The sequence below is a fragment of the Luteimonas deserti genome (assembly GCF_013425765.1).
Classification (GTDB): Bacteria; Pseudomonadota; Gammaproteobacteria; order Xanthomonadales; family Xanthomonadaceae; genus Luteimonas; species Luteimonas deserti.
Map to the genome: position 1 here is coordinate 47,300 of NZ_JACCJZ010000011.1, position 25,490 is coordinate 72,789.

Genomic DNA, 25,490 nt, shown 5'->3' on the forward strand with positions numbered 1-25,490 from the left:
ACCGCGGCCTGTTCTTGATCAGATGGCCGGTCGTTCGACCGGCCGTCCCATGGCCTCGCGATACCGCAGGTACAGCCCCTGCACCGTGTCGATGTAGGCGCGCGTCTCGGCATACGGGGGCACGCCGTCGTACCGGTCCACCGCGCCGACCCCCGCGTTGTACGCGGCCAGGGCGCGGGTGCGGTCGCCGCCGTAGCGCTGCAGCAGCCAGCGCAGGTGGCGCGCACCGGCGCCGATCGACTGCGCGGGTGCGTCGGGATCGGTGACGCCGTAGTCGGCGATCACCGCGGGCATCAGCTGCATCACCCCGCGCGCGCCCTTGGGCGAAACCGCCGCCGCGTCGAGACCACTTTCCGCATGGGCGATCGCCCGAAGCCAGGCCTCGTCGAGCCCGTGCGTGCGCGCCGCGTCCCGAAACAACGCCGGCCATGCATCGAGCCGCGGTGCGCCCACCCGGCCGAGCCCGGTATGCGCCGGCTCCCCCGGTGGCGTGTCCACGGTGAAGCGGAGATATTCCCGGGCACCGGGCAGACGACGGGTTCCATACACGCGCTGGCCGTCCTGATCGCGTTCGTAGAGCACACCGCTGAAGACGCCCATCGCGCCCCAGAGGTTGGGCGTCTGCACCGCATCGTCGTCCAGCACCTGCGCCGTGCATCGCGATCCCGGCTCCGGCGCGGTCGACAGGCTCACCGTACCGTCGCGCACGCAGCGCCAGACCGTACGCGCCCATACCTCGCCGGGCAGGAGTGCCGTGGCGAGGACGAGGGCCATACCCGCGGAGATCGCGCTGCGCATGCATCGGCTCGAGGGCGGCCACCCGGGTGGCCGTGCTGCCTGGGGGGATACGCCCTGCCCCGTGAGGTTTGTGTCGCAGCCGGGACGCGGCCATGATCACCGGCCCTGTCACGGCCACGCCCCATGCCGCATTGGTCGCACCTGCTCCGCGACGTTCCCGGGTTCCCCCGACCCGGCATCGTGTTCAAGGACATTACCCCGGTGCTGGCCGACGCGGCCGCCTTCGCCGCAGCCGTCGAGGCGATGGCCACGCCCTGGCGCGAGGCGCCGCCGGTGGCGTTCGTCGGCATCGAGTCCCGCGGCTTCATCTTCGCCGCAGCCCTCGCGCAGCGCCTGGGCACGGGCTTCGTGCCGGTACGCAAGCCGGGCAAGCTGCCGGCGCACACGCTGCACCACGACTACGCGCTGGAGTACGGCCGCGACCGGATCGAGATCCATGTCGATGCCGTGCCGCCCGGCGCGCCGGTGGTGCTGGTCGACGACGTGCTGGCCACCGGCGGCACCCTGCTCGCAGCGTTGGCCCTGCTCCGCGCCCAGGGCGCCGACGTGCTCGGCGCGGCGGTCCTGGTCGAGCTGTCGGCCCTCGACGCGCGCGCGAGGTGGCCGCAGGGGGTGCCTCTGCACGCCGCCTTGCGGGCCTGAGGGCATCGTCGGGGTGTCGGCACTCCTGCCTGCATGAACGTGGAGACCGCCCATGCACATCGAAACCCTGCTGCTGCCGCCAGGCGACGGCGTGCCGAACCATCCCCGACTGCCGCTGCGGATCTACCGGCGCATCATGACCGCCGAGGGCCGGGCATTCGATGCCCGCGCGTTCGAACGGCGCTTCGACCACCATCGCTGGCCGCCCGACTGGCGCGGCGGCGTCTACGACTACCACCACTACCACACCACCGCCCACGAGGTGCTTGGGGTGAGCCGCGGCGCTGCATCTCTGGAGCTGGGGGGACCGGCCGGCATCCGGATCGACGTCGAGGCGGGCGATGCGCTTCTGCTGCCAGCCGGCACGGGACACCGTTGCGTGGAGGCCGGGGCCGACTTCCAGGTGGTGGGCGCGTATCCGCAGGGCCAGCACTGGGACATCGTGCGCACGCCGCCCGATGCGGCGATCCGAGCGCGCATCCTGGCCGTACCCGATCCGGATCATGACCCGGTGACCGGCGCCCCGTTCCGGGCGGAATGACGCATCTCCGTGTCCTGGGCCCACGGCCCGTGCGCGCAGCCCCATCCGGAGCACGGCTGCCGCCGCACGCAACGCCCCGGGGTCGCTCCGGCACAGTGAGAGGGACGCCTGCGAAGGCGGAGCCGTTCACCGGCCGCGATGACGCCTCAGGGGACGGACGCGGTCACCGCCTCCGTGATGCCGCCGGTCGCTTCCGCCATCATCGTCTCGAACTGCATCGACCCGAGGCGCAGCGCGATGTCGGGACATTGCTCCCGCGGTGTCCGCGTCGCGAGGACGTCGTGCATGGCGACGGCGATCGCCTCGAAACGCGTGTCGAAAGCCTGGACACCGGCTGCCACCTCGGCGCGCTCAGGCGGGGTCTGCAGCGCGTCGGCGAAGCCCGGATTTCCGGCGCGGAACCGTGCCAGGCCCGCTTCCAGCTCCGCGCTGCTCTCGGCATCGGCCGCGCAGAAGCGGCGGAACACCTCGGCCTGGCGCTCGAAGACGTAGGCCCCCAGGTACCGGGCCTCGTCTTCGGTCAACGGCGATTGCGCCGCTGCACCGCCAACGGCGAATGCGGCGGCGAGGAGGACACGGGCAGGCAGGCGAGGCTTCATCGGGGGTGATCCGCACGGCACGACGCCGCATCCGTATCCACGATACGCGCGGCCGGTGGAGGCCACGTCATGCCTCGTCGTCGAGCTCCTCGTCATCGTCGAAGGCGGCGTCGAGCCACGCGCGATCATCGTCGGCCAGAGGCGTCACCGGCTCGAGCAGGGTGTAGTCGTCGACGTCGGGACTCCGGATCCGCCGCGACACCGGATAGGTCTCCAGCGCCGGCTGAGGCATGCCGGTGAGGAAGGCTTCGGCGTGCTTCGGGCCCGCGATCCACGGCGCGATCGCGGTGGCGGGCATGAAGATCGGCCCGTCCGGCACCAGAGGCGCCGGAATGGCCGGGTTGGGATGGGTGAGGATGGCGAACGACAGCAGTTCGGGCTGATCCCGGCGCCAGTGTTCCCACAGGCCGGCGGCGAACAACGCACTCCCGTCCTGCGCCTGGATGAAGTAGGGCTGTGGCACCTCGGCACTGCGGTCCCATTTGTAGTACCCGTTCATGGGCACGACGCAACGCCGGGTGTCCCATGGACGCTTGAAGATGCGGCTGCGCGGCGCACGCGACAGCCGCGCGGTCACGGTGGTGTAGCGCGTCTCGGGCTGCGGTGACCAGGCGGGCACCAGGCCCCAGTCGAAGTCTTCGACCCGCAGGGCGTCGTCACGCGCGGCGATCACCGCAGCCGGGCGACGCTTGCCGATGTTGTAGCGGGCCGGCGATGCGGTCAGCGACGCCGCCAGCGCCTCGGACAGCGCAGACGACATCATGTCGCTGGTGAAGGCCTGCACGAATCTACGCATGGCGCCGGCCCGGTGGCACGGCTGCCGAGACTGCATGCGGCGGATTGAATGGCATCCCGGGAGCATTGCCCGTCAGATGTGAAGCGGCTGCACGCGCGCTGCGCCGGCGCGCCCCCGGAATGTTCACGTCTGACTCGCATTGCACGACGCACTGTGGGTGCATCGCAGAGGAGTGTCGTCATGTCGTACATCCCGCAGGAAACGCCCCCGGTCCCGGTCGAGGATGTGCCGGGTTCGATTCCACACCCGATGCATGATCCGGTGCCCGACCAGCCCATCGACCCCCCATTGCCGACACCTGGCGATCCCGAGCGCGATCCGCAGCCGCAACAGGACCCGCCGTCGCCGACGCGACCACAGGATCCACCGCAGCCCCGTTGACGGGGACGCAGCAGATCCGTAGCTCCGATCAGGAGAGCACTGGTACGTGCATTTCGCGTCACCCGAGCGAACCGCATCGGAGCAGGAATTCGTATCCCTACCCGAGATGGACTGACACGCGTCCCCCTTCAGATTTCGAGGGCACTTCGGTGCGGCATCGTCAGCGCAGGCGCGGAGCGGACGGCCCCGGCCGCAAAGGCGCCGGACACGCACACTCCTGATTTCGTTGTCGCCGTCGGCGCGTGTCGATTTCGGCTGGATCGGAACGAGCGCGAGCAACAGGCCTCGCGCGTCGATCGAGAGTTGTGCAAATGGACAGGGCAATGCGCCCCCCAGTCACGCTCAGGCGGCGAAGCGTTGCTCGCTTTCGTAACCGCCATCCGCCCCGTGGATACGCACGGTCGCGCCCCGCGAGAGCACCTGGGCGTCGCACGCGATGTCCGCACACGCCGCAGTGCGGGTCAGGTAATGCACGGACGCGCGAGCACCTGTGTCCTCGACGAGGACCCAGTCGAAGGTGGATGCATTGTGGCGGAGTGTGAAGCTGATGGGGGGCATGGCTGTCGTCCAGATCTGCACATCCAGTGCAATGCCACCATCATGACGCCCGACGCATGAAAGGCGCGTGCCGGTCGCTGTCCGGCCGCCGGTATCCGGTGGACGTCCGGCATCGCGCAGCCGGCGGGACGTCCGGCATCGCGCAGCCGGCGGGACGTTCGGGCGGTTCGGGCCCGCGCCGGAGGCCGACGCCGGCGACGCAATGTCTACGTCCGATCCAGCGCCGCGAGCCCGGCCGCGACATCCTCACGCGATGTGGGGCGCACCACGCGCGACACTTCCACGCCATCGCGCAGCACGATCAGCGTAGGCCACAGCTTCACCCGGAAGCTGCGCCCCAGTGGACGCCCCGGGCCGTCCTCGATGCGCAGGTGGCGCAGGCCGGGGCGCGCCGCCAGCTCGGGCTGCAGCGCCGACTGCGCACCCTGGCAGTGGGGGCACCACGCCGTGCCGAACTCCAGCGCGAGCTCACCGGGCATGGCATCGACCTCGTCCCTGTCCGGTGCGTCGCTCGCGTAGTGCAGCGGCGCGGCCATCAGGACAGCGCGCGCTCGATCGTCTCGAGCGGTGCGTTGGTGAAGTCCTTGGCCAGATCGCCGACCAGGCGCTGGGTGGTTTCCTTGTGCAGCAGCGGGCGTATGCGCCCCAGTGTCTGCGGGTCTGCGATCAACACGAGATGGGCATACCGGTTCTTCAGCGCGCCATCGTTGAGCCCCAGCGCCAGCTGCTTGGCGAAGGTGGCCTCGTCGAGCTGCGACGCGCTCGATTCGGCAGGCATGGAACCGGCCGGACCATCGTCGTCGAGGTTCATGCCTTCCAGCAGGGCCTCCTGCTTGAGGGTCAGCGTGCGCTCGTCGCCCACGTTGCTGAAAACGCGCGCGGCACCACCGTTGGCCACCACCACGAGCGCGCCCTGCGGAATCTTCATCGTCATACGGCTTCTCCGATTACGTGCGAAACGTGCCCGGCTGGGCACGCCACGACTCTAGGCAGCCGGATGTGAGCGCGATGCAACGCAGGGCGCACCGCTCCGGCTCACCGCCAGGGACGACGCCCCTCGGACCAGCTCTCGCGCGGCGCCGGATGCACGTCGGGCCAAAGACCTGCGCCGCCGTACCAGCCGGCCCGTCCGGCGTCGAACGGCCCACCGGATCCGCGGTACGGGATGCCGTAGGGATCGAGGCCGAACCCGCCGGGACCTTCGGCATGCCCGACCCGCAGTTGCACGTGGCGCGCGGACACGTCGCCCGCGGCATTGACGTGCTCGCTGCACAGGTGCAGGTCGGCTGCATTCCAGCGGCTGGTGCCGGCGCGGGAATGGCCGATGCCGGTGGTGACGCTCCCGGTGACCGGACGGTCGCTGCCGTCCACCGCGCGTGGACAGCCCCTCGCCCTCGCCCCGAGCCTCCCATCGGACGAAGGAACATTCCGCGGGCGGGTGCGCGGACCGGTGTACTCGCCATCGCCGAGCGCACCCGGCCCGGTGAACAAGGCGGGCGCGGGTGCACGCAGATCCACCCCGCCCTCGCCCGCCGCGGACGCCAGCGGGCACAGCAGCAGGATGGACATCAGCAGGCGGGACGTGGACATGGCGCGATTCCGGGTGACGTCGAGCCCCACGCTAACAGCCGCTGCTTGAATCGCGCCTGCGCCGCATCAAGGCGCGAACCGCATCCACAGGCAATCGATCGCGTCGAGCGCGATGTGCACCACCAGGCCGATTCCCAGCAGCCGCGTGCGCGCAGGAAGCGCCAGGACGCCGTAGACGGCGATCGCGGGTGCGGTGTGCAGCGGATGGAAGCCGATACTGCAGCGGCCCGGCGCGTAGATCGGATCCGCCAGCAGATGGTCAAGATCGATCGCCCATCCGAGCAGCATCCAGGCCCAGGCGTGCAGGAAACGCTTGCGCCAGAAGCACCAGGCGAGAAGCGCGGGAACCGCGGCGTGCAGAAGCAGATGCAGGATGGCGCGCGTGCCCATACGGTCTCGAGCGGTGGAAACGGGTCCAGCCTACCTGCGGCGGGCAGGCGCGTCGCTCACGCCCGGTTTGGCGCCGTCTGCCGAAATTGCAGGGCCAGGGGGCGACGTTCACCGCGTCTCGACCGGCGTGATGCGAATTTCGCGAACCTTAATCGCAGTCGGAGTCGTGGGATGGCGCATCACAGCCCGGGTGGTCTGGTCCTTCTGGTGGAGGACAACCGCAATATTTCCGAGCCGGTCGGTGAGTTCCTGGAGAGTCGCGGGTTCGAGGTGGATTACGCGGCCGATGGTATCGATGCCTACAACCTGGCATCGGAGAACCCGTTCGACGTGATCGTGCTCGACCTCATGCTGCCGCGACTCGGCGGTCTCGAGGTCTGCCGCCGGCTGCGCGCCGACGGTCGCAGCTCCACGCCGATCCTGATGCTGACCGCGCGCGATTCGCTCGAGGAGAAGATCGAGGGTCTCGAAGCGGGTGCGGACGACTATCTGACCAAGCCCTTCGACATCAAGGAACTGGAGGCCCGCATCCGGGCGCTGATCCGCCGGGACCGCCGCGAAGTCGGCGCCGCGGTTCTCGAGGTGGGCGACCTGCGTCTGGACCCGGTGTCCCTGCGCGTGCAGCGCGGCGAGCGCGAACTCAATCTCGCGCCGATCGCGATGAAGATCCTGACCATCCTGATGCGCGAGGCACCGCGCGTGGTCAGCCGGCGCGAGATCGAACAGGAGATCTGGGGCCTCAGCCTGCCGGACTCGGACACCCTGCGCAGCCATCTCTACAACCTGCGCAAGGCGATCGACCGCGACCAGTCGGTGCAGCTGCTGCACACGATCACCGGCGCGGGCTACCGCGTTGCCGATCTGAGCCGCGCCGTCGCCTGAGGGCGCGGCACGGCCGCCGCGCGTGCGGTCGGCAGCGCGGCGCTCCGCCGGCTCAGCGCGGCACCGCCACCTGGAACGGGATGTTGGCGTAGGCCGCATGGCCCTGCCCGTCGTGGGCCTCGACGAACAGGCGGTAGTGCCCCGGCGCGGTCGGTGCGTCGAAGCGCAGGCGGCCGGCCTCGACGTAAGCGCGTGCCAGGGGCACCGCAGGCGGCAACGTTTCGGGATCACCCCCGATCGTGGTCGCACGGCTTTCTTCGCGCAGCACCCAGCGGTATTCGACGGGGTCCCCGTCGATGTCCTCGACCTCGACGCTCGCGACATGCGAGGCGCCGGGCGCGAGGGTGACGCTGTCGCCGGCCAGGCGTCCGTCGATGCGGAGCGGCGTGATCGACGGTGCGCGATTGGCAGGCCACGTCCCGGTCCATGCGTACTGCATCGCGTCCACTGCCGGCGTCGACTCACCGCCCGGCAGGAACAGGCCGTACCAGGTGGGGGTGCGCTCCTGCTTCTGGCCCCAGAGGAAGACGAACGAACCCAGGCCCTGCGCGCGGTCGCTGTCGATGTCGCGCACGTAGCGCTCGGCCAGCAATTGCGCCTTGCGTGATGCATCGTCCTCGATCGGCGCGCCCCAGGCGGTCTCCGGACTCTCCCAGTGCCCGGTCGGGCCCCACTCGGTGACCACGTAGGCGCCGGTCCAGCCGGCCGCGCGCAGCCGGCCCTGCACGCCTTCGATGTCGCCATAGAGCTGCACGCCGATGAGGTCCAGTGCGGGTGCGCGCGCCTTCAGCGTCGCGATCAACGCCGCGTCGAACCCGGCCAGCGGCGTCATCACCGGATGGTGCGGGTCGATCTCTCGGATCGCCTCGGCGATCGCGTTGACCGCGTCCCACACCTTGGGATTGCGCGCTTCGAGATTGAGCTCGTTGCCGACCAGCCACATCAACACCGCCGGATGGTCACGATGCGCGGCCACCTCGGCGCGGATGCGCGCCAGCTGCGCGGCCACGGCATCGGCGTCGTCGTAGTCGAAGCCGTGCCGCTCCTTGCCCACCGCCAGCCCCATCGCCACGCGCAGGCCGTTGCGCTGCGCGCGGTCGAGCATCGCATCGACCGCAGCGTGGTCGGGCCCGGTGCTCCAGGTGCGCAACGCATTGCCACCGCGCGCGGCCAGCGCCTCCAGGTCGCCTCCGGAGCCGCCCGCGCCCCGGATACGGAAGGGCGCACCATCGACCGTCAGGTGCCACACTCCGTGCGTCTCGACGACGCGGACCTGGGAGGGTCCCGCGGCCAGGTCGGTCGCGACGGCTAGCCCTGCGACAGGAGTCAGGAGCAGGACACACAGCAGGGTCAGTACGCGCATCGGAACACCCGGGATCGGCGGTCGCCGATGATGCCATGCGCCGCGGAGGCGACAGCGACGGACCAGGCCCGGGCCGTGCGCGGCCCGGCCGTGCTACGCCAGGCCGCGGTCGCGAAGCCAGCGCAGCGCACCCGGCGCCATTCCCTTGAATTTCGGCGCCTCGGCCAGGGGCGCGACCAGCAATCGGGCAGGCGCGAGTCGCCGCTTGATCCGGTGATAGAGCTGCGAACGCGTGCCGGTCGACATCACCAGATGCAGGCCCGGCGCGAGCGCGAGACTGTCGATGCCGAGCGGGGCGTCCGCTGCGCCGCCGGGATGCAGATGCACGAGATAGAGCACGGGAATGGTGTCCATGACGGGACTCTCGACGTCCCGCGCGTACGTTCGGGTGAATGCGTCTTGCGCCCGCAGCGCAGCGCCTCGCGCCCGGGCTGCACGCTGCGACGGCCCGGTGACACCCGCCCGGACGTGGGCCCGGTGGAGCCTGCGCACCTCGTCGCCCCGCACGCCGGTGCACGCGCCGGCCGAAGTTTCGCGCGAGAGTGTCGCCGCTCGCATCGCGTTGCCCGGTGCGGCCGTCGCGATCGACGTTGCGACATGGGCAGTGACTGCTCGACGCCGGCGGCATACTCCGGCGCGGCGGCCATCCCGGAGAACAGGCTCCGACAGCAATGACACGCGTCCCGCACGACGGGCGGGACGAGGACGGCGGCACGGGGATCGGTTGAAACGATGCCCGGCCACACCGGGACGGAGCACCGCTGCGCAGCACGACCACACCCCGTTGCGCCGTGGCGCGCCTCGGCAGGCCGATGCCGACCAAAGCACACCGGGCGCGCGTCGGTGCAGGTCGTCGAGGCCAGCGGTGATGGACGTTCCCGCTGCAGCTCAGCGCGGCGGGGACGGCGGCGCGGCCGATGCGTCGGGCACGATCCGCAGCACCCGACCCTGCATGCTGTCGGTCAACAGGTACAGCGCGCCGTCCGGGCCGGCGCGCACGTCGCGGATCCGCTCGCCGAGTTCCGTGAAGAGCACCTCCTGCGCACCGGGGCGCCCGCCCTTCATCGGTACGCGCCGCACGCCGCGCTCGACCAGCGCGGCGACGAACAGACTGCTGCGCCAGTGGGGAAACAGCGCACCGTCGTACCAGGTCAGGCCGGCCGGTGCGATCGACGGCGTCCAGTGCAGCAGGGGCGGCGTCACCCCGGGCCACCGGGTGTAGGGCGTGATCCGCGCGCCGGTGTAGTCCACGCCGTCGGTGGTGATCGGCCAGCCGTAGTTGGCACCGGCGTCGATCCGGTTGAGCTCGTCGCCGCCCCTGGCCCCGTGCTCGTGCGCATAGAGCAGCCCGCCCACCCGCACCAGCCCCTGGGGATTGCGATGGCCGATGCTGTAGATCTCCGGCCGTGCCCCCGTCCGCGTGGCGAACGGGTTGTCCGGAGGAATGCCGCCGTCGCGGTCGATGCGCAGATGTTTGCCCAGATGGGTGTGCAGGCGGAGGGCATCGGTGCGCACGAGATTGCCGTCGCCCACGCCGACCACCAGGGTGTCGTCAGCCTGCCAGGCCATGCGCCCGCCGAAATGCTGGGTGTGCGACTTCGCCGGCTGGGTGGTCAACACCGGCGTCAGCTCGGCAAGCCCGTCCGGCCCCAGCCGCGCATGGGCGACGCGCAGATGGTTGGCCGTCGGCGTGCCGTGGGCGTACGAGAGATAGACGCGTCCGGTCGTGGCGAAACGCGGATCGATCGCCACGTCGAAGAGACCGGCCTGGCCCCGCGCCAGGACGCCGGGAACGCCGGGAACGGGCGTCTCGCGCAGCACCAGGCGCCCTGCCGCATCCGGTTCGAGCAGGCGCAGACGTCCCGGGCGCTCGGTCACGAGTGCGCGGCCGTCCGGCAGGAACGCGATCGACCAGGGATGCATCAGGCCTTCGGCCACGGTTTCGATGCGGTAGCCCGCAGCGGCGGGCGGCGCCACGCACAGCAACGCCAGCAGACCGAGCACAACCGCACGCACCTTCGACGCCGGACGATGCCTGCGCCGTCGTCCGTCCGCGGCGGCCCGGATGCGGGCCCGGACAACCGAGTGCGTGGTGTGCGTCTCCGCCACTGCGTGCGTGGTGCGTGTGGTGTGCGGCATGATCATGGCCATGATGATGCCCGAACGTTGCACATGACCGACCCCCGTTCCGTGCCATGGACGACACGCCTGGCGGCGCTCGCCTTCGCGCTGGGCCTGGCCACCGTCTGGGGCACGGTGCTGCAGACCCAGTTCAACCTGCAGGCGCTCACACCGTTCGTCGAGATCCCGCCGGGAACGCGGGTGGCCACGACGCTGCAGGATCTGGTCGGCTACGGCCCGACCCACCTCGCGCTGGTGGCCGCTGCGTGGTTGCCCGCGCTGCCTCTCGCGTGGCGATGTGCGCGACGCTGGCCGCGCCTGCGTACCCCTCTCTATACCGTCGCGGCGGGCGTCGGTCTGGTGGTCGCGATCCGCGCTGCGGATCACTTCGCGCCGATGCCGGTGCTGATCGATGCAACGCGGAGCGCAGGCGGCCTGCTCGCGATCGCCGCGGGCAGTGCGGCAGGCGGGGCGCTGTTCGCGCTGCTCACGCGCCGCAGGCTGCCGGTCACGCCGGCCGGGCGAGCGGGCTGACTGCCGCAGCCGGGTCAGCCCGGCGGCAGGCGCACGGTGATCCGGGTGCCCTCGCCGGGCGAGGACGCGACATCCAGGTCGGCCGCGAGGGCCTCGGCGGTCTGGCGTACGATCCACAGGCCGAGACCGAGCCCTTCGGACTGCGCGTCGCCCTGCTGGAACGCCTCGAAATACCGGTCGACACGCGCGGGGTCCATGCCGACGCCGGTGTCGATGACGTCGATGCAGGCCAGGCCGTGCTCGTAGCGGCACACCAGGTCCACGCGACCGCCCGACGGGGTGTACTTGACCGCGTTGGACACCAGGTTGCCGAGCAGGGTTTCCAGCAGCCCGGCGTGGGTGCAGGCCAGGCACGGCGACTGCTCGTGCCTCGCGGTCAGGGTCACGGCCTTGCGCGTCGCGGCGCGCTGCCACGAGGCCGCCACCTGGTCGAGCATCGGCGCGACGTCGGCGACGTCCAGCGACGGCGGCACGAACCCGCCGCGCCCGGTGGCCGAGGCGATCAGCTCACCGAACTTCTGCTGGATTGCATTGAGTTCCTGCTCGGCGTGGTCGAGCCGCGCGATCTGCTCCTCGCGCGCCCCCGCACGCGCGCGATGGATGGCGTAGAACGCGGCGCGCAGCGGGATCTGCAGATCGTGACCGGCACTGGCCAGCACCCGCGCGCGCTGTGCGCTCACCGCGTGCGCTTCGGCGAGCAACCGGCGCAGTTCGAGCTGGGCCATCACCTGCCGGGCCAGCGCGCGCAGGGTATCGGCCTGTTCGGGCGTCAAGCGGCGGGGCCGGGTGTCGAGGACACAGACCGTGCCGATCGGCAGGCCATCGGGCGTCTTCAGCAGGGCACCGGCATAGAAGCGGTATCCGGGCTCGCCGACGACGAGCGGGTTGCAGGCGAAGCGCGGATCCTGCGTGGTGTCGGGAATTTCCAGATAGTCGTGTTCGAGGAACACGTGGGTACAGATCGAAGCGTCCATCGACGCCTGGCGCACGCCCAGACCGACTTCGGCCTTGAACCACTGCCGGTCGGCGTCGATCAGGTTCACCACCGCGATCGGGGTCTGGCATACGGTGGATGCGATCCGGCTGATGTCGTCGAACACCGGTTCGGTGGGGGTGTCGAGAATGCAGTAGGCGTGCAAGGACGCCAGGCGACGCGATTCGATGTGCTCGGACAGGGCGGGTGCAGGCTGGTGCATGGAGTCCTCCTTGTCGACCGGTCACGATTCTGGCACGGGCTGCCACAGTCCGGCCGGCACCGCGTCATGGTTCGCACACGCTACAAGACATGCCCGATCTCAGTCGACCCAACCCCATGGCGCGTCAGGCGCGGGCACGGGATGGGCGAGATCGAAATCCATCCGGAAGCCGCGTAGCGTGCCTACGCGATTGGCGGCGTAGACGAACCGTGTGCCGGGGTGAATCTCCATCAGCCAGACGCTGCGCTGACCGCTATCGGGGATGTCACGTGTCGCGGCATCCGCCGGGAACATCTGCGTCTCGGCGCTGCCGGGATTGCTGGTGGAGCCGCCGTACGGGGTGACCGCATCCGGATGTCCGTCGCGCTGGCGATGGTCGTGGCGCAGCTCGATGCCTGCGGCGGTGCGGGTGAGCACCCACGTGCGGGACCGATCGTCGCCGACCACGAGCGGGATGCGCACACGATCGGCACTGCATTGGCGCACGTGCATCACCAGTGGCACATCACGGAAGGTGGTGTCGTCCTCCGGTGCGCGGACCAGCGCGCCCGGGAACGCCCGGCCGCACAGCGACTGCAGGCGCTGCCACCAGTCGTGCATGTCACCGGCACCGGCGGCGTGCGCCGGTGCGCCCGCGGCCAGCAGACACAGGACGATGGCGCGGGAGAGGATCGAGGCCATCACGCACTCCGGCGGTACATGGCCCCGCACTCTAGCAAGCCGCGTCAGCGCAGCCAGTCAGCGATCGGGATGCATGGCATCCGCGGTTCGACGCTGGACACATGGCCGGAGGATGTCTGCCGCGACGCCATACGACCGGCGCTGCGCCGCTGGCGCCGCCCGATGCCTGTCATTGCGTGGCCTGCCGGAAGTCCTCGGGCCATGTGTTCGCGTCCAGCGACGTGCCGGCCGAGGCGCTGACGGTGCGCGATCCGCAGGGCGCGTTGCGCTGGTACGCGAGGTCGGCCCGGGTGCGGCGCGGTTTGCACCCGGTCACGCGCCGGCCTGCCTGCCGTCTCAGCCGGGCGCTTTCGGATTGCGGATCACGGATTTCAACGCGGTCTTGACCTTGGCGTGGACGGTCAGCGCCGCGGCCGCAGGCGAGGCTTTCCATGTCTCGTACTGCTCGTCCAGGTCCGCGCGTTCCTCCGCGCTGAAGAGCGTGCGCGCCGCGGAGAACATGTCCTGCTCTTCTTCGTCCGCATGATGGGTGATGAACTCCGACAGCACCTTCGCCGAGCCTGCGAACTGGCGGCTGGTCTTGGGCGAAGCGTGCAGGTCCGGCAACACCGTCAGTTCCACCGCCCGATGCTCCTGGATCGCCTCGGCGTGCTGCAGCAGCTGGTCGTGCGAGGCGCGCTCGGCGAACGCGGGATAGAACACCAGCTCTTCCCATTTCGCATGCGGAATCAACGCCGCTTCGATCTTCTGCAGCAGCTCGGTGCGCTTCTTCTCGGCGCGGTCGGTGGTCGCGTTGAGCGCGTCGAACAGCGAGCGCAACTCGTCGTGCTCGTCCTTGAGTGTCTTGAGGATGTCGCGCATGGCAGGTCCTTCGGGGGCTGGGGCGTCCACTGGACGCCAGCGGACTTCGAGACCATGTGAAAACGGCACCCGCGCGGCAACCCACCGCTTCATCCGGCCCGCAGGGCAAGGGGGTCATCGCGCACGGTGTCGCCATTCCGTGCCTGCGAATGCCCGGCACTCACGGGCCGCGATGCAGGCTGCTCTGGTAGCACTGCATCAGGAGGCCACGTGTCCGTCGTCGTACCGCATCCGAAATTGACGTCGCTGCCGCGCGCGTTCTACCGGCGGCACCCTGCCCAGGTCGCGCCGGAGCTGCTCAACAAGCTGCTACTGCGCGATGACGGCCGTGTGGGCCGGATCGTCGAAGTCGAGGCCTATGCCGGTAGCGAAGACCCTGCGGCGCATACGTTCCGCGGGCGTACCGTGCGCAATGCGAGCATGTTCGGTGATGGCGGACATCTCTACGTGTACTTCAGCTACGGCATGCACTGGGCCGCGAACGCGGTGTGCGGCGAGATCGGCCAGGGCTTCGGGGTGCTGTTGCGGGCCCTCGAGCCGGTGGACGGCCTTGACCTGATGAGGCAGGCACGCAGCAAGGCCCGGCGTACGCAGGACCTGGCCAGCGGACCGGGCCGCCTCGCCCAGGCCATGGGAATCGATCGACGGTTCGACGGCGCGGATCTGGTGACCGGTGCGCAGGGGGTATGCATCGTCTCCGACGGAGTCGAGCCACCACTCCAGCCGGTCGTCGGCCCGCGGGTCGGGATTACGAAGGCGGTCGATCTGCCCTGGCGATGGCATGTGCCGGACAATCCGCACGTCTCCAAACGCCGGCCGCTGCGTAGAACGGAGTAAGTATCGGGACGTCGACGGATGTCCGCGCGGATGGCGCCCGCGCATCGAAGCCGTGACGCGCCCTGCACGCGTGCGTCCTAAAGTGCGCGCCAGACCGAGGACGCCCCATGCCCATCGACGACGCCACCACGGCCGCACTGCGCGATCTGGATTCGAGCCTGTGCGGTTACGGCGATTCGGAAGGCGACCGCCTGAAGAAGATCGCCGCGCTGGCCAACATGGCCGCCTACCTGCGCGAGCACGCACCGCCGGACGAACGCGACTGGATCCGCACCGAGCTGCACACGCTCGCGCATCGACACAACGTACCGGACGAATGCGTGCTGCCCGAGCCGCAGGTGCATTCGCGTCCCTGAAACGGCGCGCCTCACCCGGCGGCAGCGTCGAGCATGGCGCTTCCGTCGGTGCCCGCGGCTCCCTGGGCCGGCGGTCGTGCTCAGACGGATGACCCGCCTGGCGCGGTGCTAGAGTCGGCCACCGTCCGACCCGGCCGCTGCCATGCATCCGTCTTCCGACCGCGACTCCGCGACATGGCGTGTCTACGACGTGCTGCTGCAGTCCACGCCGGACCTGCTCTACGTCTTCGACCTGCAGCACCGGTTCGTCTACGCCAACGAGGCCTTGCTGGCCATGTGGGGCCTGACCTGGGCGGACGCGGAAGGCAAGACCTGTCTCGAACTCGGCTACGAGCCCTGGCACGCGGCGATGCACGATGAAGAGATCGAGCGCGTGATCGCCACTCGCGAGCCGGTACGCGGCGACGTCAATTTTCCGCACACCACCAAGGGGCTGCGCACCTACGACTACATCTTCACCCCGGTGATCGGGACGGATGGCGCGGTCGAGGCCATTGCCGGCAGCACGCGCGATGTGACCGAACGCAAACGGCACGAGGAGCACCTCCAACTGCTCATCAACGAGTTGAACCACAGGGTCAAGAACACACTCTTCACCGTGCAGTCGCTGGTCCGGCAGACCCTCGGCACGGCCTCCGACCTCGCCGACGGCAGCGCCCGCATCGAGGCAAGGCTGTTTGCGCTGTCGCGTGCCCACAATGTGCTCACTCGTGAGAACTGGCGCAGCGCCGACATCACGGACGTGGTCGCGGGCGCGGTGGCGCCCTACGAAACGGCTCCGGGCCAGCGCTTCAAGCTCGCCGGGCCGGCCGGCCACCTCGAGCCCCGGCGCGCGCTGGCGATGGCCATGGCCCTGCACGAGCTGTGCACGAATGCGGTGAAGTACGGCGCGCTGTCCGGGACCGGCGGCGAGGTGGACATCCGGTGGACCCGCGTTCCCGACGCGGCAGGCGAGCGCTTGTGCCTGGTCTGGCGCGAGCAGGGCGGCCCGCCGGTAATGCCGCCGTCGCGCCGCGGTTTCGGTTCGCGCCTGCTCGAACGCGGCCTGCGCGGAGACCTCGGCGGCGACGTCGACCTGGTCTACGCGCCCGAGGGTGTGGTGTTCCGCGCGACCACCCTGCTCGCGGCGGACGCGGAATGAGTGCCGGGGTCGAGGCCACCATCCTCGTCGTCGAGGACGAATCGATCCTGGCCATGCTGCTGGAAGACTTCCTGCTGGAGCTCGGTCACCGTGCCCCGACGATCGCGTGCACCGTGTGCCAGGCGCTCGAGACCCTCGCCGCACGCGACGTCCGTTTCGCGATCCTCGACATCAATCTGGGCGGCGAAACGAGCTTCCCGGTCGCCGACCGTCTCGACGCGCTCGGCATTCCATACATCTTCACGACCGGCTATGGCGCCGCGGGGGTCCCCGAGCGGCTGCGGTCGCGCTACATCCTGCAGAAGCCCTACGGGGCCGACGATCTGCGCCGCGCCATCGCGGCCCATGGGCCGGTCGCGAACTAGCGCCCGAACGCGCCGCATGCGTGCGCCTGACCGGACGTCAGCTCGCTCGCCGCCGCCCCGTGCCGGCGAGGCCGACCGAGGAGCGCGGCGCCGACCTCGCGCACACGGCGTCGCCGCGGCGGTTCACGCACGGGGCGCATCCGCCGGCTCGACTAGGATGTGGCTCATCCTCCGCCCGGCCGACCGCCCATGACAACCACCCGCGATGGGGCCGACGCGCCGGCCGCCGGCGAGGACGGCTTCCACATCCCGAAGGAGCCCTGGCTCAGGCTGTTCCTGCGGTTCCTGCGCTTCGGCGCACTGGCCTGGGGCGGCCCGGTCGCCCAGATCGCCATGATCCGGCAGGAGCTGGTCGACGAGGACCGCTGGATCAGCAGCAGCCATTTCAACCGCGTCCTGGCCGTCTACCAGGTGTTGCCCGGCCCGGAGGCGCACGAGCTGTGCGTGTACTTCGGCATGAAGTCCCGCGGTCGGCTGGGGGGAATGCTGGCGGGGCTCGGCTTCATGCTGCCGGGCTTCCTGCTGATGTTCGCGCTGTCCTGGGCCTACGTGCGCTACGGCCTGGACACCGGCGGGCTGACCGCCGTCTTCGCCGCCGTGCAGGTTGCGGTTGCCGCACTGATCGTGCGCGCGGTGTTCCGCATCGGCGGACACGTGATCACCGACCGCTGGCTGTGGGCCGTGGCCCTGCTCGCCACGGCCGCGCAGCTGGCCGGGGTGCACTTCGGCATCGTGCTGGTGGGCAGCGGCGTGATCTACCTGCTGGCGCGACGTGGCGACGTCCGCCTCGCCACCGCACTGGCGGGACTGGCGCTGGTCGGGATCGCGATCCACGTGGCGCGGGTGGGCGGCCTCGCCGGGTTCGAAGCGCTGACCGATACCGGTGCGGGGAGCGCCCGCGGTGCGGACTCCGGCTCGATGGCGTGGACGGTGCTGTTCTGGTCCGGCTTGAAGGCAGGCCTGCTGACCTTCGGCGGTGCCTACACGGTCATCCCGTTCCTGCAGCGCGACGCGGTGACCCAGGGCGCCTGGATGAGCAATGGCCAGTTTCTCGACGGCCTGGCCCTCTCAGGGCTGTTGCCCGCGCCGCTGGTGATCTTCGCGACGTTCGTCGGGTATCTCGGCGGCGGTCCCTGGGGCGCGGTGGCGATGACCGCCGGTGTCTTCCTGCCCGCGTTCGCGTTCACCCTGCTGGGCCACGACGTGCTCGAGCATCTGGTGCACCAGCCACGGATTCGCCGGTTCCTGGAAGGGGTCACCGCTGGCGTGGTCGGGCTCATCGCCGGCACCACGCTGGCGTTGCTGCGGACCAGCCTGACCGGTATCGAGGCAGCGGTCCTGTTCGCGATCGCGCTCGCGATCCTGTTCCGCTCGGGCGCGAAGCTGGTGATTCCGGCCGTCATCGCCGGTGCCGCGCTCTGGGGCTGGGCCGCGCAGCACGTGACGAGCTAGGTGCGCGGACGTCTCGGCAGGCGAAACGCCGTGTCCGCCCGGTCCGCTCGGCAGCCCCCAGAGCGTTCGCGTGCCGGGCGGCCGCACCGGAGACACGGCGACTGCGCCCACGGCGCGTCGTGTTCACGCCGGTGTCCCTAGATTGGACGCGTCCGAACGAATGGAGACACGAGATGGGGCGATTCAAGCTGGTGCGCACACCGGGCGTTCTGCTCGCACTGACGGTCGGCCTGTCCGGCCTCGCCGCGTCCGCGTGGGCGGATCCGCCGCCCCACGCCCGTGGAAAGGGCCCACCTGCCCACGCGGGCGGCCCCCACGGGACACCGCCTGGATGGAGCAAACAGGCATGGCGCAAGGGCGACCGGCTGCCGGTGTCGGAACTCGACGGCTACTGGGTGGACCACCACAGCCGCTATCGGCTCGCAGCCCCGCCCCCCGGTCACCGTTGGGTGCGCCAGCACGACGACAAGTACCTGCTGGTGGCCGCGGCCACGGGCCTCATCGTCGAGATCCTCGGGCGCTGAAATTGGATGCCCCGGCCGGCGAAGCCGCCGGGCCGCTGCGGCCGGACGCCATCGGAGACGGCATCCGGATCCTACCTCGGGGCAGTCCAGCGCCCCCTCGCCGCCCACCCGCTGCGATGCCACATCGTCCAGCAGGATCGCACCATGCGTCGCACCCGGCACCGCCGGTGTCGCATGGCCTCGTCCGCCCGGACCGGCTCGATCGCGACAGGCGCCTCCACGTTCGATCCGATCGACGCTGCACTGCGCCCGAGATCAGACGCCGTTACGACGTGGTGCGCAGCGCCAGTGCGAGCGAGGTCGCCAGGCGCTCCGCCTGGCCCCGGACCTCCGGCATCGCGATGCTCTCCCACAGGCTGCCGATCCGCAGGGCGCCCAGCGTCCAGAGCCCCGGAACAGCCGCACCGCAGGCGTCGAGCACCTGGCCGGTGTCCGCGGTGTCGATGCCGATCGCATGCGGGCCCGGCCGCAGCAGGCCACGCGCCAGCAGGGCCGGCAACACGCTCCCTGCCGGGCGACTGGCGCGGGTTTCGGCACCGGTGGCATTGACCACGGTATGGGTCACCGTGTGCATCCGCTCCGAGCCGCCGCGCGTGCGCCACTCGATGCACACGCGCCCCTCGGGCGCGGGGCTGATCGCGTCGAGGCGCCCGGCATGAAGGGCGAACCGCCCGGAATGACGCATCGCCTGTAGCTGCGCGTGCACGTCCGGTGCGATGCGGTGGCGATGGATGTCCCACTGGCGTACGGCATGGCGCAGAAAGCGCCGTTGTTCGACCGGCGGCCAGCTCTGCCACAGGGACTGCACGTGCGGCCGCAGTCGCTCGAGCGCATCCTGCCAGCGTCCACCATCGGCCCGGGCCTCCGCGGCCCAACGACGCAATTGCCGCAGCCGGTCGCGCACGCCAAGGGCGAGGAGCGGCTCCACCCCGCCCGGCTGCGGCCGGGTGCCGGGCGCATGCGGCAGCGGCATCACGCCGTGCCGGGAGATGGCCAGCACCCGCGCGCGGTGGCCGTTGGCCTGCAGGGTCAGCACGGTGTCCACCATGCTCAGGCCCGCGCCGACGATGACGACGTCCGCATCCGGGTCGATCGCCGCCACGCGCGCGTAGTCCCAGGCCTCCACCAAGGCGCCGTCCGCGATGTCCGTGGCGGCGACGGGAGGCCCGCCCGGCCGGTTGCCCAGCGCGAGCACGACGGCACGCGTGTGCAGGACCGTACCGTCCGACAGAGACACCGCGTGGCCCGGGGCCGCGGGCACGACATCGACCGCGTCCATCGCGTACACGCGCACTGCATCGAATCCCGGCTGCGCCGCGAGGCGTGCCTGCAGGTAGCGGCCGTACTCGCGCCGCGGCATGAAGCGTGCGGCCAGGTCTTCGGGCGCGCCATGGCCCTCCCGATCGAGGAAACGCAGGAAGTCGTCGGGCTCGGCGTCGAATGCGCTCATGCGCGCGGCATTGACGTTGAGCAGGTGTTCGCTGCGCGAGGTCGAGTACGCGGCGCCGAGGCCGACGACGCCACGCGGCTCGATCACGGCGATGCGCAATCCGCCCCGGGCCAGCAGATGCAACGCGGTGAGGGCGCCGGCCGCGCCGCCGCCGACGATCACCACGTCGATGTCGGCGTGAGTGGGGTCTGTCATGTCGCACGTGATTCGAAGGGTGGGCGCAGTATCCCATTGCGCAGCGACCGGCCGGACGGTACGCACGGCGCGACCGGCGGCCGGCGTGAATGCGCCTGCACGCGATGTGCGTGGCAGGCTATGCACCGACGAACACCGGGGAGAGCGGGATGCGATCGATGGGCGCGCGGCTGCACGGGCCGACGTGGGCGAGTGGCTTCGGCCTGTTGATGTGGTGCGGCATGACGACCGCGCTGCTCAACCTGCGTCCGGCCGGCACGGCCCTGGTGCAGCACGTTCAGGCGCTGGGCCTGACGGTCGGTCTGGCGCTCGCGACGCTGGGCTGGGTGCTCGCGCGGCGCAGCCCTGTCGATCCACTCCGGCAAACCGCTGGGCGTCCAATGCGGCCGGTCGGGCGCGCGGCCGCCGGCGGCGCGATGTTGTCCGGGCTGGCCCTGCTGACGCTGCTCGCCGGGGCAGCCCAGGGGCGCAACGCCGGGCTCCTGGTTGCGCTCGCCTTGGTGCTGCTGGTGCTCGCCTTCGCCGCAATGGCCCTCGTTGCAGGCCGGGAGGCGACCGCGCTGTCCCGGCCGCTGCGTCTGCCGATCGGCGTGCTGTTCTCGATGAGCCTGGGCCTGGCACTGCTGTATCTGGGCATGGACCGCCTGCTGGCGGCGGGCCACGACGGGCGGCTGATGCTGGCCACGCTGTTCGGCCTCGGCGTGGCGCTCGCCGCCTGCCAGGCACTGGACTGGCATGGAGTGCCGTCGGCACCCCCCGACGGGCGCCGCCGACGCCAGCAAGTCGCCCTCGTCGCCCTGCTGGTCGGGGCGCCTGCGCTGTGCTGGCTGCTCGCCGGCACCGGTCTGCTGCCCGCGGCCGTGTGGCTCGTCCTCGTCTTCGTCTGCGTGCTCGCCGCCGCGGTCATCGATGCGATGCTGCTGGAGTGCCCTCCGGCAGGTCCCGGCACAGCGACAGGCGCGCCGAGCACGACGGCATCCACCTGAACCATCGGGCAGCGCGCGCTTGGAATGGTCATCGAGCCTCGGCATAATCGCCTGGAATCGATTACATGAATGGATGACATGGTTGCCGGCTGGTGGCTGGCCATAGCAGGCCTGCCGATTCACACCTCTCCGCTCCCGGCAGCGCCGGACCACCCCGCAGTCGTGGCGATCGCCACACGTCAGGTGCCCCTGCGCCTGCCCTGCTACCGACTCGCCTGCTCGGATGCCGAGTGGACGCCGCTGGCCTCGTCGCGCCGGATCTGGTCGCCGCGGGCGCCCGGCGTACGGCCACGCAGCGTCGCGCCGGCGGTGGTCAAACTGCCCGACCGCCGCGTCGCACCGTTGCATTCCCCCCATGCGCGGCGGGACAGCATCCGCTCCGGCGGCAACCACGTGAAATGGGACGCCACCTACGGACTGGAGGCCATCCGCAGTCCGGAGACCCTGCTCAAGGTGGAATTCGGCACGGGTGTGCGGATCGAGCCGTATACCGACTACGGGACTGCCGTCCCGGGCCTGGTCGCGCGCGGGCGTCTGCTGCTGTCGCAGGAGCTCGGGCGGCACGCGTCGTTCACCCAGCAGGTGCAGGTGGAGGCGGGCCGCGAGAACACGTTCCTGCGCCAGACCCTGGCCTTCGATTACGAGCTGTTTCCGCAGTGGACGCTGCGCTCGGATTTCGAACTGCGCCACGACACGCTCGGCAACGGCGGGCGCGGTCGCACCGACACCGAGCGCTCGGTCAAGGTGCGCTACACGTTCTGAGCGACCCGACGGGTCAGCCCGGCAGGAATGCGCCGGCGCCCTGTTCCAGCAGGCGCTGCGCCACCAGCGTGCCCAATGCCTCGCGCTCGCCCGGGCTCGCCTCGCCCCCCGCCCGGACCGCGCGACCGTCCCGTGCCGAGCCGACCAGACCGTCGAGCGACAGGCGCCCACCCTCGAGACGTGCGTAGGCCGCGACCGGCACGTGGCAGCTTCCGTGCAGCGCACGGTTCATCGCACGCTCCGCCTCCACGCACTGGCGTGTGGGCAAATGATCCAGCGTGGCGAGCAGCGCATGCAGGTCGGGGGCGTCGTCGCGGCATTCCACGGCGATGGCACCCTGCGCCGGCGCGGGCAACCAATCGGGCGCATCCAGCCGGGCCGTGATGCGTGCGTCCAGCCCCAGCCGCTGCAGGCCGGCGCAGGCGAGGACGATCGCCTCGTACTCACCGGCATCGAGTCGCGCCAGTCGCGTATTGACGTTGCCGCGCAGGTCGCGGATGTCGAGATCGGGACGGCGCGCGCGCAGCTGCGCCTGGCGCCGCAACGACGAGGTGCCCACCCGCGCACCATGCGGCAGGGCATCCAGGGACGGCGCCACGTCACTCACGAAGGCATCCGCATGGTCGGCGCGGGCCAGGATCGCCGGCAGCGCAAAGCCGGCTTCGAGCGCCATCGGCACATCCTTGAGCGAGTGGACGGCGCAATCCGCCTCGCCGGCCTGCATGGCGATCTCCAGCTCCTTCAGGAACAGGCCCTTGCCGCCGATCGCGGCGAGCGACCGGTCGAGGATCTCGTCACCGCGCGTGCTGAGCGGTACCAGCACCACTTCGAGCCCGGGGTGCCGCGCGCGCAGCGCGTCGGCGACGTGTTCGCTCTGCCAAAGCGCGAGCGGGCTCTTGCGGGTGGCGATGCGCAGCAGGTTCATTCGCGCATTATCGGCGATCGCCGCCCGGCGCGCCGGGCGCGTCAGAACTGGCGGATCGCGTCGCGCAGCTGGGACACGCAGCGGCGACTCACTTCCAGCGGACGGTCGCCGTGTCGCAGTACCGCATGGACGTGGCCGTCGAGATCCCGGCGCAACTCCACCAGCTCGTGGCGCGCGACCAGGCAGTTGCGGTGGATGCGCACGAAGTGGTCGGCGAACTCGTCCTCGAGCGAACGCAACGATTCCTCCACCAGGTCCTCGCCGCGCGCGTGGTGCACGACGACGTATTTCTCCTCGGCCTGCAGGTAGCGGATGTCCTCGACCGGAATCAGCCGCAGGCTGCCACGCAGCCGCGCGCAGAGGTGGCTGCGCCGCTTGTCGGTGCCCTCGTGGTCGCGCGTGGCCTCCCGGCCCGCGGTGAACGCGCGGACCCGCTCCAGCGCGGTCTGCAGGCGTTCGGGGCGTACCGGCTTGACCAGATAGTCGACCGCGGCGGCCTCGAAGGCCATCAGCGCATGTGCGTCGTAGGCGGTGCAGAACACCACGGCCGGGCGCGGTTCGAAGGCACTCAGATGCCGCGCGACCTCCAGCCCGTCGATGCCCGGCATGGCGATATCGAGCAGCACCAAGGCCGGATCGTGGGCGGCGCAGGCCTCCAGCGCGCTGCGTCCGTCGCCGACCTCGGCCACGACCTCGACCCCCTCGTGCTGCGCCAGCAACAGGCGCAACCGCTCGCGGGCCAGCGGCTCGTCGTCGGCGATCACCACCTTCATGGTCTGCCCCGCTCCCTCCATGGCGCCTCCCTCTCGGCCACCGGCACCCGGATGGTGCACGCATACCGGCCCGCGTTCCAGCCGTAATGCATCGAGGCCCGGGGCCCGAAGGCATAGCCGAGCCGGTGCGCGATGCTCGCCTGCGCATGGCCCGCGCCCTGCGCCGGGGCGTCGCTGGGCGGCAACGAGGGGTTGGCGACGAGGATTTCGAGCATGCCCTCACGCTCCCCCAGCATCACATCGATCGTGCCGCCCTCCGGAAGTCGCGAGATCCCGTGCAGGACCGCATTCTCCAGCAGGGGCTGGAGCACCAGACGCGGCATGGGCATCGACCACGGCAGGCCCGCGCCCTTGTCCCAGCGCACGCGGAGCCGGTCGCCGAGGCGCAACTGCTCGATCGACAGGTACTGCTCGGCGAGAGCGGTCTCGTCGGCCAGGGTGGAGGTCCCCTCGCCCGCGCCGAGCGCCGCCCGGAACAGGTCCGACAGGTCGAGGACCGCGCGCTCGGCGACCTCGGGATCGCGACGCAGCAGCGTCGCGATCATGTTCATGCTGTTGAACAGGAAATGCGGTCGGATGCGTGCCTGCAGCGCATCGGCCTCGGCGCGGGCCTGGGCTCCGACCTGCGCCTGCCAGCGGTCGATCACGTAGAAGTAGCGCAACGCGATCGCCGTCAGCAGGACCACCGCCGCGGCGCTGCCGCCCACGAAGCGACCGAACTCGGGAAGCGAGGGATCGGCGGCGATGCTGGCGAACAGCCCGTGCACCACCGCCGAGGCCACCAGCGCGACGAACATCGCCAGGCCCAGCGCCGCCGCAGCGCCCAGACGCATCGGCAAGCGGGACAACAGCCGGCGTCCCGCGCAGAGCAGCACCGACACCGACAGCGCCAGCCACAGCGCATAACCGCTCGCGGAGATGAATCCGGCCGCGTCCCATGGCGGCGTGGCGATCGGCACCAGCATCACCAGGATCACGGTGAGCTGGGCCAGGCCGAGCATCGTCAGCAGACGCGGCAGCCGGCACAGGTCCGGCAGCCAGACACCATCGCGCGCCGGCGCGGTCACCGGTCAGCCGGCGGCGAGCCGCGCGTCGAACCAGTCGCCCAGCGCGACGATTTCCTCGGCGCAGACCGAGTGCGGCATCGGATAGGTGCGCCAGTCGACCTCGAATCCCAGCGAACGCAGCAGGGCGGCGCTCTGCTGGCCGGCGAAGGACGGCACCACCGGGTCCTGGGTGCCGTGGGCCATGAAGACCGGTTGCCGGTTGGCGCCCTCCGCCAGCATCGCCTGCGCGGTGTGCGCGGCCGGCAGGTAGGTGGACAGACCGACCAGACCGGCGAGCGGCTCGCGGCGTCGAAGTCCGGCCGCCAGCGTGACCGCGCCACCCTGGGAGAAGCCGGCGAGAACGACCCGCGAAGGTGGAATACCGCGTGCCGTCTCACGTGCGATCAGCGCATCGATCTGCGCGACGGACTCGGAAACTCCGGCTTCGTCCGCCCGATTGGCGAGGTCGAAATCCACGATGTCGTACCAGGCCCGCATGCGCGTGCCATTGTTGATCGTGACCGCACGTTGCGGCGCGTGGGGGAACAGGAAGCGCATCGCCGGCCAGTTCGGCCGCAGCAGTTCGGGCAGCATCGGCACGAAATCGTGGCCGTCGGCGCCGAGACCGTGTAACCAGACGACCGCCCAGGCGGGCGCCGGGCCGGTGTCGCGTTCGATGCAGTCGAGCAGGGGAGCGCTTGCGTTCATTCGGAATGCGATGTCGGACCGCCGGACAGTGTACGGG

The 25,490-nt window shown here is 70.8% G+C and carries 31 protein-coding genes; 12 read left to right on the forward strand and 19 right to left on the reverse strand.

What is annotated here, in order from left to right; genetic code table 11:
* Positions 1 to 18: 18 nt before the first annotated feature.
* Positions 19 to 798, reverse strand: coding sequence for a lytic transglycosylase domain-containing protein (locus tag H0E82_RS05130; RefSeq protein ID WP_425600317.1), 780 nt, complete (start codon positions 796 to 798; stop codon positions 19 to 21).
* Positions 799 to 921: 123 nt separating this feature from the next.
* Here H0E82_RS05130 and H0E82_RS05135 point away from each other — a divergent pair, with 123 nt between their 5' ends.
* Positions 922 to 1,440: an adenine phosphoribosyltransferase gene (locus H0E82_RS05135; protein ID WP_180544384.1), complete on the forward strand. Its 519-nt coding sequence runs from the start codon at positions 922 to 924 to the stop codon at positions 1,438 to 1,440.
* Between the two features lie 52 nt (positions 1,441 to 1,492).
* On the forward strand, positions 1,493 to 1,981 hold the full coding sequence (locus tag H0E82_RS05140) for a cupin domain-containing protein (protein WP_180544385.1): 489 nt from the start codon (positions 1,493 to 1,495) through the stop codon (positions 1,979 to 1,981).
* Positions 1,982 to 2,127: 146 nt separating this feature from the next.
* On the opposite strand, the gene H0E82_RS05145 is transcribed toward H0E82_RS05140, so the two are convergent.
* The 7 genes from H0E82_RS05145 to H0E82_RS05175 all read right to left on the reverse strand — a co-directional run bounded on the left by H0E82_RS05145 (position 2,128) and on the right by H0E82_RS05175 (position 6,295).
* Complete coding sequence (locus H0E82_RS05145; RefSeq protein ID WP_180544386.1) at positions 2,128 to 2,580, reverse strand: hypothetical protein; 453 nt, start codon at positions 2,578 to 2,580, stop codon at positions 2,128 to 2,130.
* Between the two features lie 67 nt (positions 2,581 to 2,647).
* The gene (locus H0E82_RS05150; RefSeq protein WP_180544387.1) at positions 2,648 to 3,376 is read right to left on the reverse strand and encodes an SOS response-associated peptidase; all 729 of its coding nucleotides are present in this window, start codon (positions 3,374 to 3,376) and stop codon (positions 2,648 to 2,650) included.
* Between the two features lie 723 nt (positions 3,377 to 4,099).
* Positions 4,100 to 4,315, reverse strand: a complete 216-nt coding sequence (locus H0E82_RS05155; RefSeq protein ID WP_180544388.1) for a hypothetical protein — start codon at positions 4,313 to 4,315, stop codon at positions 4,100 to 4,102.
* 206 nt (positions 4,316 to 4,521) lie between these two features.
* A complete protein-coding gene (locus H0E82_RS05160) occupies positions 4,522 to 4,851 on the reverse strand; it encodes a thioredoxin family protein (RefSeq protein ID WP_180544389.1) in 330 nt (109 codons plus the stop codon).
* On the reverse strand, positions 4,851 to 5,249 hold the full coding sequence (locus tag H0E82_RS05165) for a host attachment family protein (RefSeq protein WP_180544390.1): 399 nt from the start codon (positions 5,247 to 5,249) through the stop codon (positions 4,851 to 4,853). The genes H0E82_RS05160 and H0E82_RS05165 overlap by 1 nt, the downstream gene beginning before the upstream one ends.
* Before the next feature lie 101 nt (positions 5,250 to 5,350).
* A complete protein-coding gene (locus H0E82_RS05170) occupies positions 5,351 to 5,905 on the reverse strand; it encodes a hypothetical protein (RefSeq protein WP_180544391.1) in 555 nt (184 codons plus the stop codon).
* A gap of 66 nt (positions 5,906 to 5,971) precedes the next feature.
* Positions 5,972 to 6,295 (reverse strand): DUF6122 family protein, encoded by a 324-nt coding sequence (locus H0E82_RS05175; protein ID WP_180544392.1) that lies wholly within the window; start codon positions 6,293 to 6,295, stop codon positions 5,972 to 5,974.
* 171 nt (positions 6,296 to 6,466) lie between these two features.
* Between H0E82_RS05175 and H0E82_RS05180 the strand changes: the two genes are divergently transcribed.
* Positions 6,467 to 7,177 carry a response regulator transcription factor gene (locus H0E82_RS05180; protein WP_180544393.1) on the forward strand — a complete coding sequence of 237 codons (711 nt, stop codon included), beginning with the start codon at positions 6,467 to 6,469 and terminating at the stop codon, positions 7,175 to 7,177.
* 52 nt (positions 7,178 to 7,229) lie between these two features.
* On the opposite strand, the gene H0E82_RS05185 is transcribed toward H0E82_RS05180, so the two are convergent.
* The 3 genes from H0E82_RS05185 to H0E82_RS05195 form a co-directional block, all read right to left on the reverse strand.
* Positions 7,230 to 8,540: a glycoside hydrolase family 2 TIM barrel-domain containing protein gene (locus tag H0E82_RS05185; RefSeq protein WP_180544394.1), complete on the reverse strand. Its 1,311-nt coding sequence runs from the start codon at positions 8,538 to 8,540 to the stop codon at positions 7,230 to 7,232.
* A 93-nt stretch (positions 8,541 to 8,633) separates the two neighbouring features.
* Entirely contained in the window at positions 8,634 to 8,894 is a 261-nt protein-coding gene (locus H0E82_RS05190; protein ID WP_180544395.1) for a hypothetical protein, read from the reverse strand.
* 534 nt (positions 8,895 to 9,428) lie between these two features.
* A complete protein-coding gene (locus H0E82_RS05195) occupies positions 9,429 to 10,556 on the reverse strand; it encodes a PQQ-dependent sugar dehydrogenase (RefSeq protein WP_219338423.1) in 1,128 nt (375 codons plus the stop codon).
* A 156-nt stretch (positions 10,557 to 10,712) separates the two neighbouring features.
* Here H0E82_RS05195 and H0E82_RS05200 point away from each other — a divergent pair, with 156 nt between their 5' ends.
* Entirely contained in the window at positions 10,713 to 11,195 is a 483-nt protein-coding gene (locus tag H0E82_RS05200) for a hypothetical protein (RefSeq protein WP_180544396.1), read from the forward strand.
* 14 nt (positions 11,196 to 11,209) lie between these two features.
* On the opposite strand, the gene H0E82_RS05205 is transcribed toward H0E82_RS05200, so the two are convergent.
* The 3 genes from H0E82_RS05205 to H0E82_RS05215 all read right to left on the reverse strand — a co-directional run bounded on the left by H0E82_RS05205 (position 11,210) and on the right by H0E82_RS05215 (position 13,933).
* On the reverse strand, positions 11,210 to 12,391 hold the full coding sequence (locus H0E82_RS05205) for a GAF domain-containing sensor histidine kinase (RefSeq protein WP_180544397.1): 1,182 nt from the start codon (positions 12,389 to 12,391) through the stop codon (positions 11,210 to 11,212).
* A gap of 99 nt (positions 12,392 to 12,490) precedes the next feature.
* Positions 12,491 to 13,072, reverse strand: coding sequence for a hypothetical protein (locus H0E82_RS05210; protein WP_180544398.1), 582 nt, complete (start codon positions 13,070 to 13,072; stop codon positions 12,491 to 12,493).
* Between the two features lie 336 nt (positions 13,073 to 13,408).
* Positions 13,409 to 13,933 (reverse strand): hemerythrin domain-containing protein, encoded by a 525-nt coding sequence (locus tag H0E82_RS05215; protein WP_180544399.1) that lies wholly within the window; start codon positions 13,931 to 13,933, stop codon positions 13,409 to 13,411.
* Positions 13,934 to 14,143: 210 nt separating this feature from the next.
* On the opposite strand from H0E82_RS05215, the gene H0E82_RS05220 reads away from it, so the two are divergent.
* From H0E82_RS05220 to H0E82_RS05245, 6 genes are all read left to right on the forward strand, one after another.
* A complete protein-coding gene (locus tag H0E82_RS05220) occupies positions 14,144 to 14,770 on the forward strand; it encodes a DNA-3-methyladenine glycosylase (protein WP_328796960.1) in 627 nt (208 codons plus the stop codon).
* Between the two features lie 107 nt (positions 14,771 to 14,877).
* Positions 14,878 to 15,126, forward strand: a complete 249-nt coding sequence (locus tag H0E82_RS05225) for a hypothetical protein (protein WP_180544400.1) — start codon at positions 14,878 to 14,880, stop codon at positions 15,124 to 15,126.
* A gap of 142 nt (positions 15,127 to 15,268) precedes the next feature.
* Positions 15,269 to 16,267 (forward strand): sensor histidine kinase, encoded by a 999-nt coding sequence (locus H0E82_RS05230; protein ID WP_180544401.1) that lies wholly within the window; start codon positions 15,269 to 15,271, stop codon positions 16,265 to 16,267.
* Positions 16,264 to 16,632 carry a response regulator gene (locus H0E82_RS05235; protein ID WP_180544402.1) on the forward strand — a complete coding sequence of 123 codons (369 nt, stop codon included), beginning with the start codon at positions 16,264 to 16,266 and terminating at the stop codon, positions 16,630 to 16,632. The genes H0E82_RS05230 and H0E82_RS05235 overlap by 4 nt, the downstream gene beginning before the upstream one ends.
* A gap of 189 nt (positions 16,633 to 16,821) precedes the next feature.
* Positions 16,822 to 18,084, forward strand: coding sequence for a chromate efflux transporter (chrA, locus tag H0E82_RS05240; protein ID WP_180544403.1), 1,263 nt, complete (start codon positions 16,822 to 16,824; stop codon positions 18,082 to 18,084).
* Between the two features lie 173 nt (positions 18,085 to 18,257).
* A complete protein-coding gene (locus tag H0E82_RS05245; RefSeq protein ID WP_219338424.1) occupies positions 18,258 to 18,608 on the forward strand; it encodes an RcnB family protein in 351 nt (116 codons plus the stop codon).
* Positions 18,609 to 18,873: 265 nt separating this feature from the next.
* On the opposite strand, the gene H0E82_RS05250 is transcribed toward H0E82_RS05245, so the two are convergent.
* Positions 18,874 to 20,253, reverse strand: coding sequence for an FAD/NAD(P)-binding protein (locus tag H0E82_RS05250; protein ID WP_180544404.1), 1,380 nt, complete (start codon positions 20,251 to 20,253; stop codon positions 18,874 to 18,876).
* Between the two features lie 149 nt (positions 20,254 to 20,402).
* On the opposite strand from H0E82_RS05250, the gene H0E82_RS05255 reads away from it, so the two are divergent.
* Positions 20,403 to 21,239, forward strand: a complete 837-nt coding sequence (locus H0E82_RS05255) for a hypothetical protein (protein ID WP_180544405.1) — start codon at positions 20,403 to 20,405, stop codon at positions 21,237 to 21,239.
* Positions 21,240 to 21,308: 69 nt separating this feature from the next.
* Positions 21,309 to 22,001, forward strand: coding sequence for a DUF481 domain-containing protein (locus H0E82_RS05260; protein ID WP_180544406.1), 693 nt, complete (start codon positions 21,309 to 21,311; stop codon positions 21,999 to 22,001).
* A gap of 13 nt (positions 22,002 to 22,014) precedes the next feature.
* On the opposite strand, the gene hemC is transcribed toward H0E82_RS05260, so the two are convergent.
* The 4 genes from hemC to H0E82_RS05280 are packed head-to-tail and all read right to left on the reverse strand — an operon-like array spanning position 22,015 to position 25,453.
* A complete protein-coding gene (gene hemC, locus H0E82_RS05265; RefSeq protein WP_180544407.1) occupies positions 22,015 to 22,926 on the reverse strand; it encodes a hydroxymethylbilane synthase in 912 nt (303 codons plus the stop codon).
* Positions 22,927 to 22,967: 41 nt separating this feature from the next.
* Entirely contained in the window at positions 22,968 to 23,699 is a 732-nt protein-coding gene (locus H0E82_RS05270) for a LytR/AlgR family response regulator transcription factor (protein ID WP_180544415.1), read from the reverse strand.
* Positions 23,696 to 24,766, reverse strand: a complete 1,071-nt coding sequence (locus H0E82_RS05275) for a sensor histidine kinase (RefSeq protein WP_328796961.1) — start codon at positions 24,764 to 24,766, stop codon at positions 23,696 to 23,698. Before H0E82_RS05275 ends, H0E82_RS05270 begins: the two co-directional genes overlap by 4 nt.
* Positions 24,767 to 24,769: 3 nt before the next feature.
* A complete protein-coding gene (locus H0E82_RS05280; RefSeq protein WP_180544408.1) occupies positions 24,770 to 25,453 on the reverse strand; it encodes an alpha/beta hydrolase in 684 nt (227 codons plus the stop codon).
* Positions 25,454 to 25,490 lie beyond the last annotated feature (37 nt).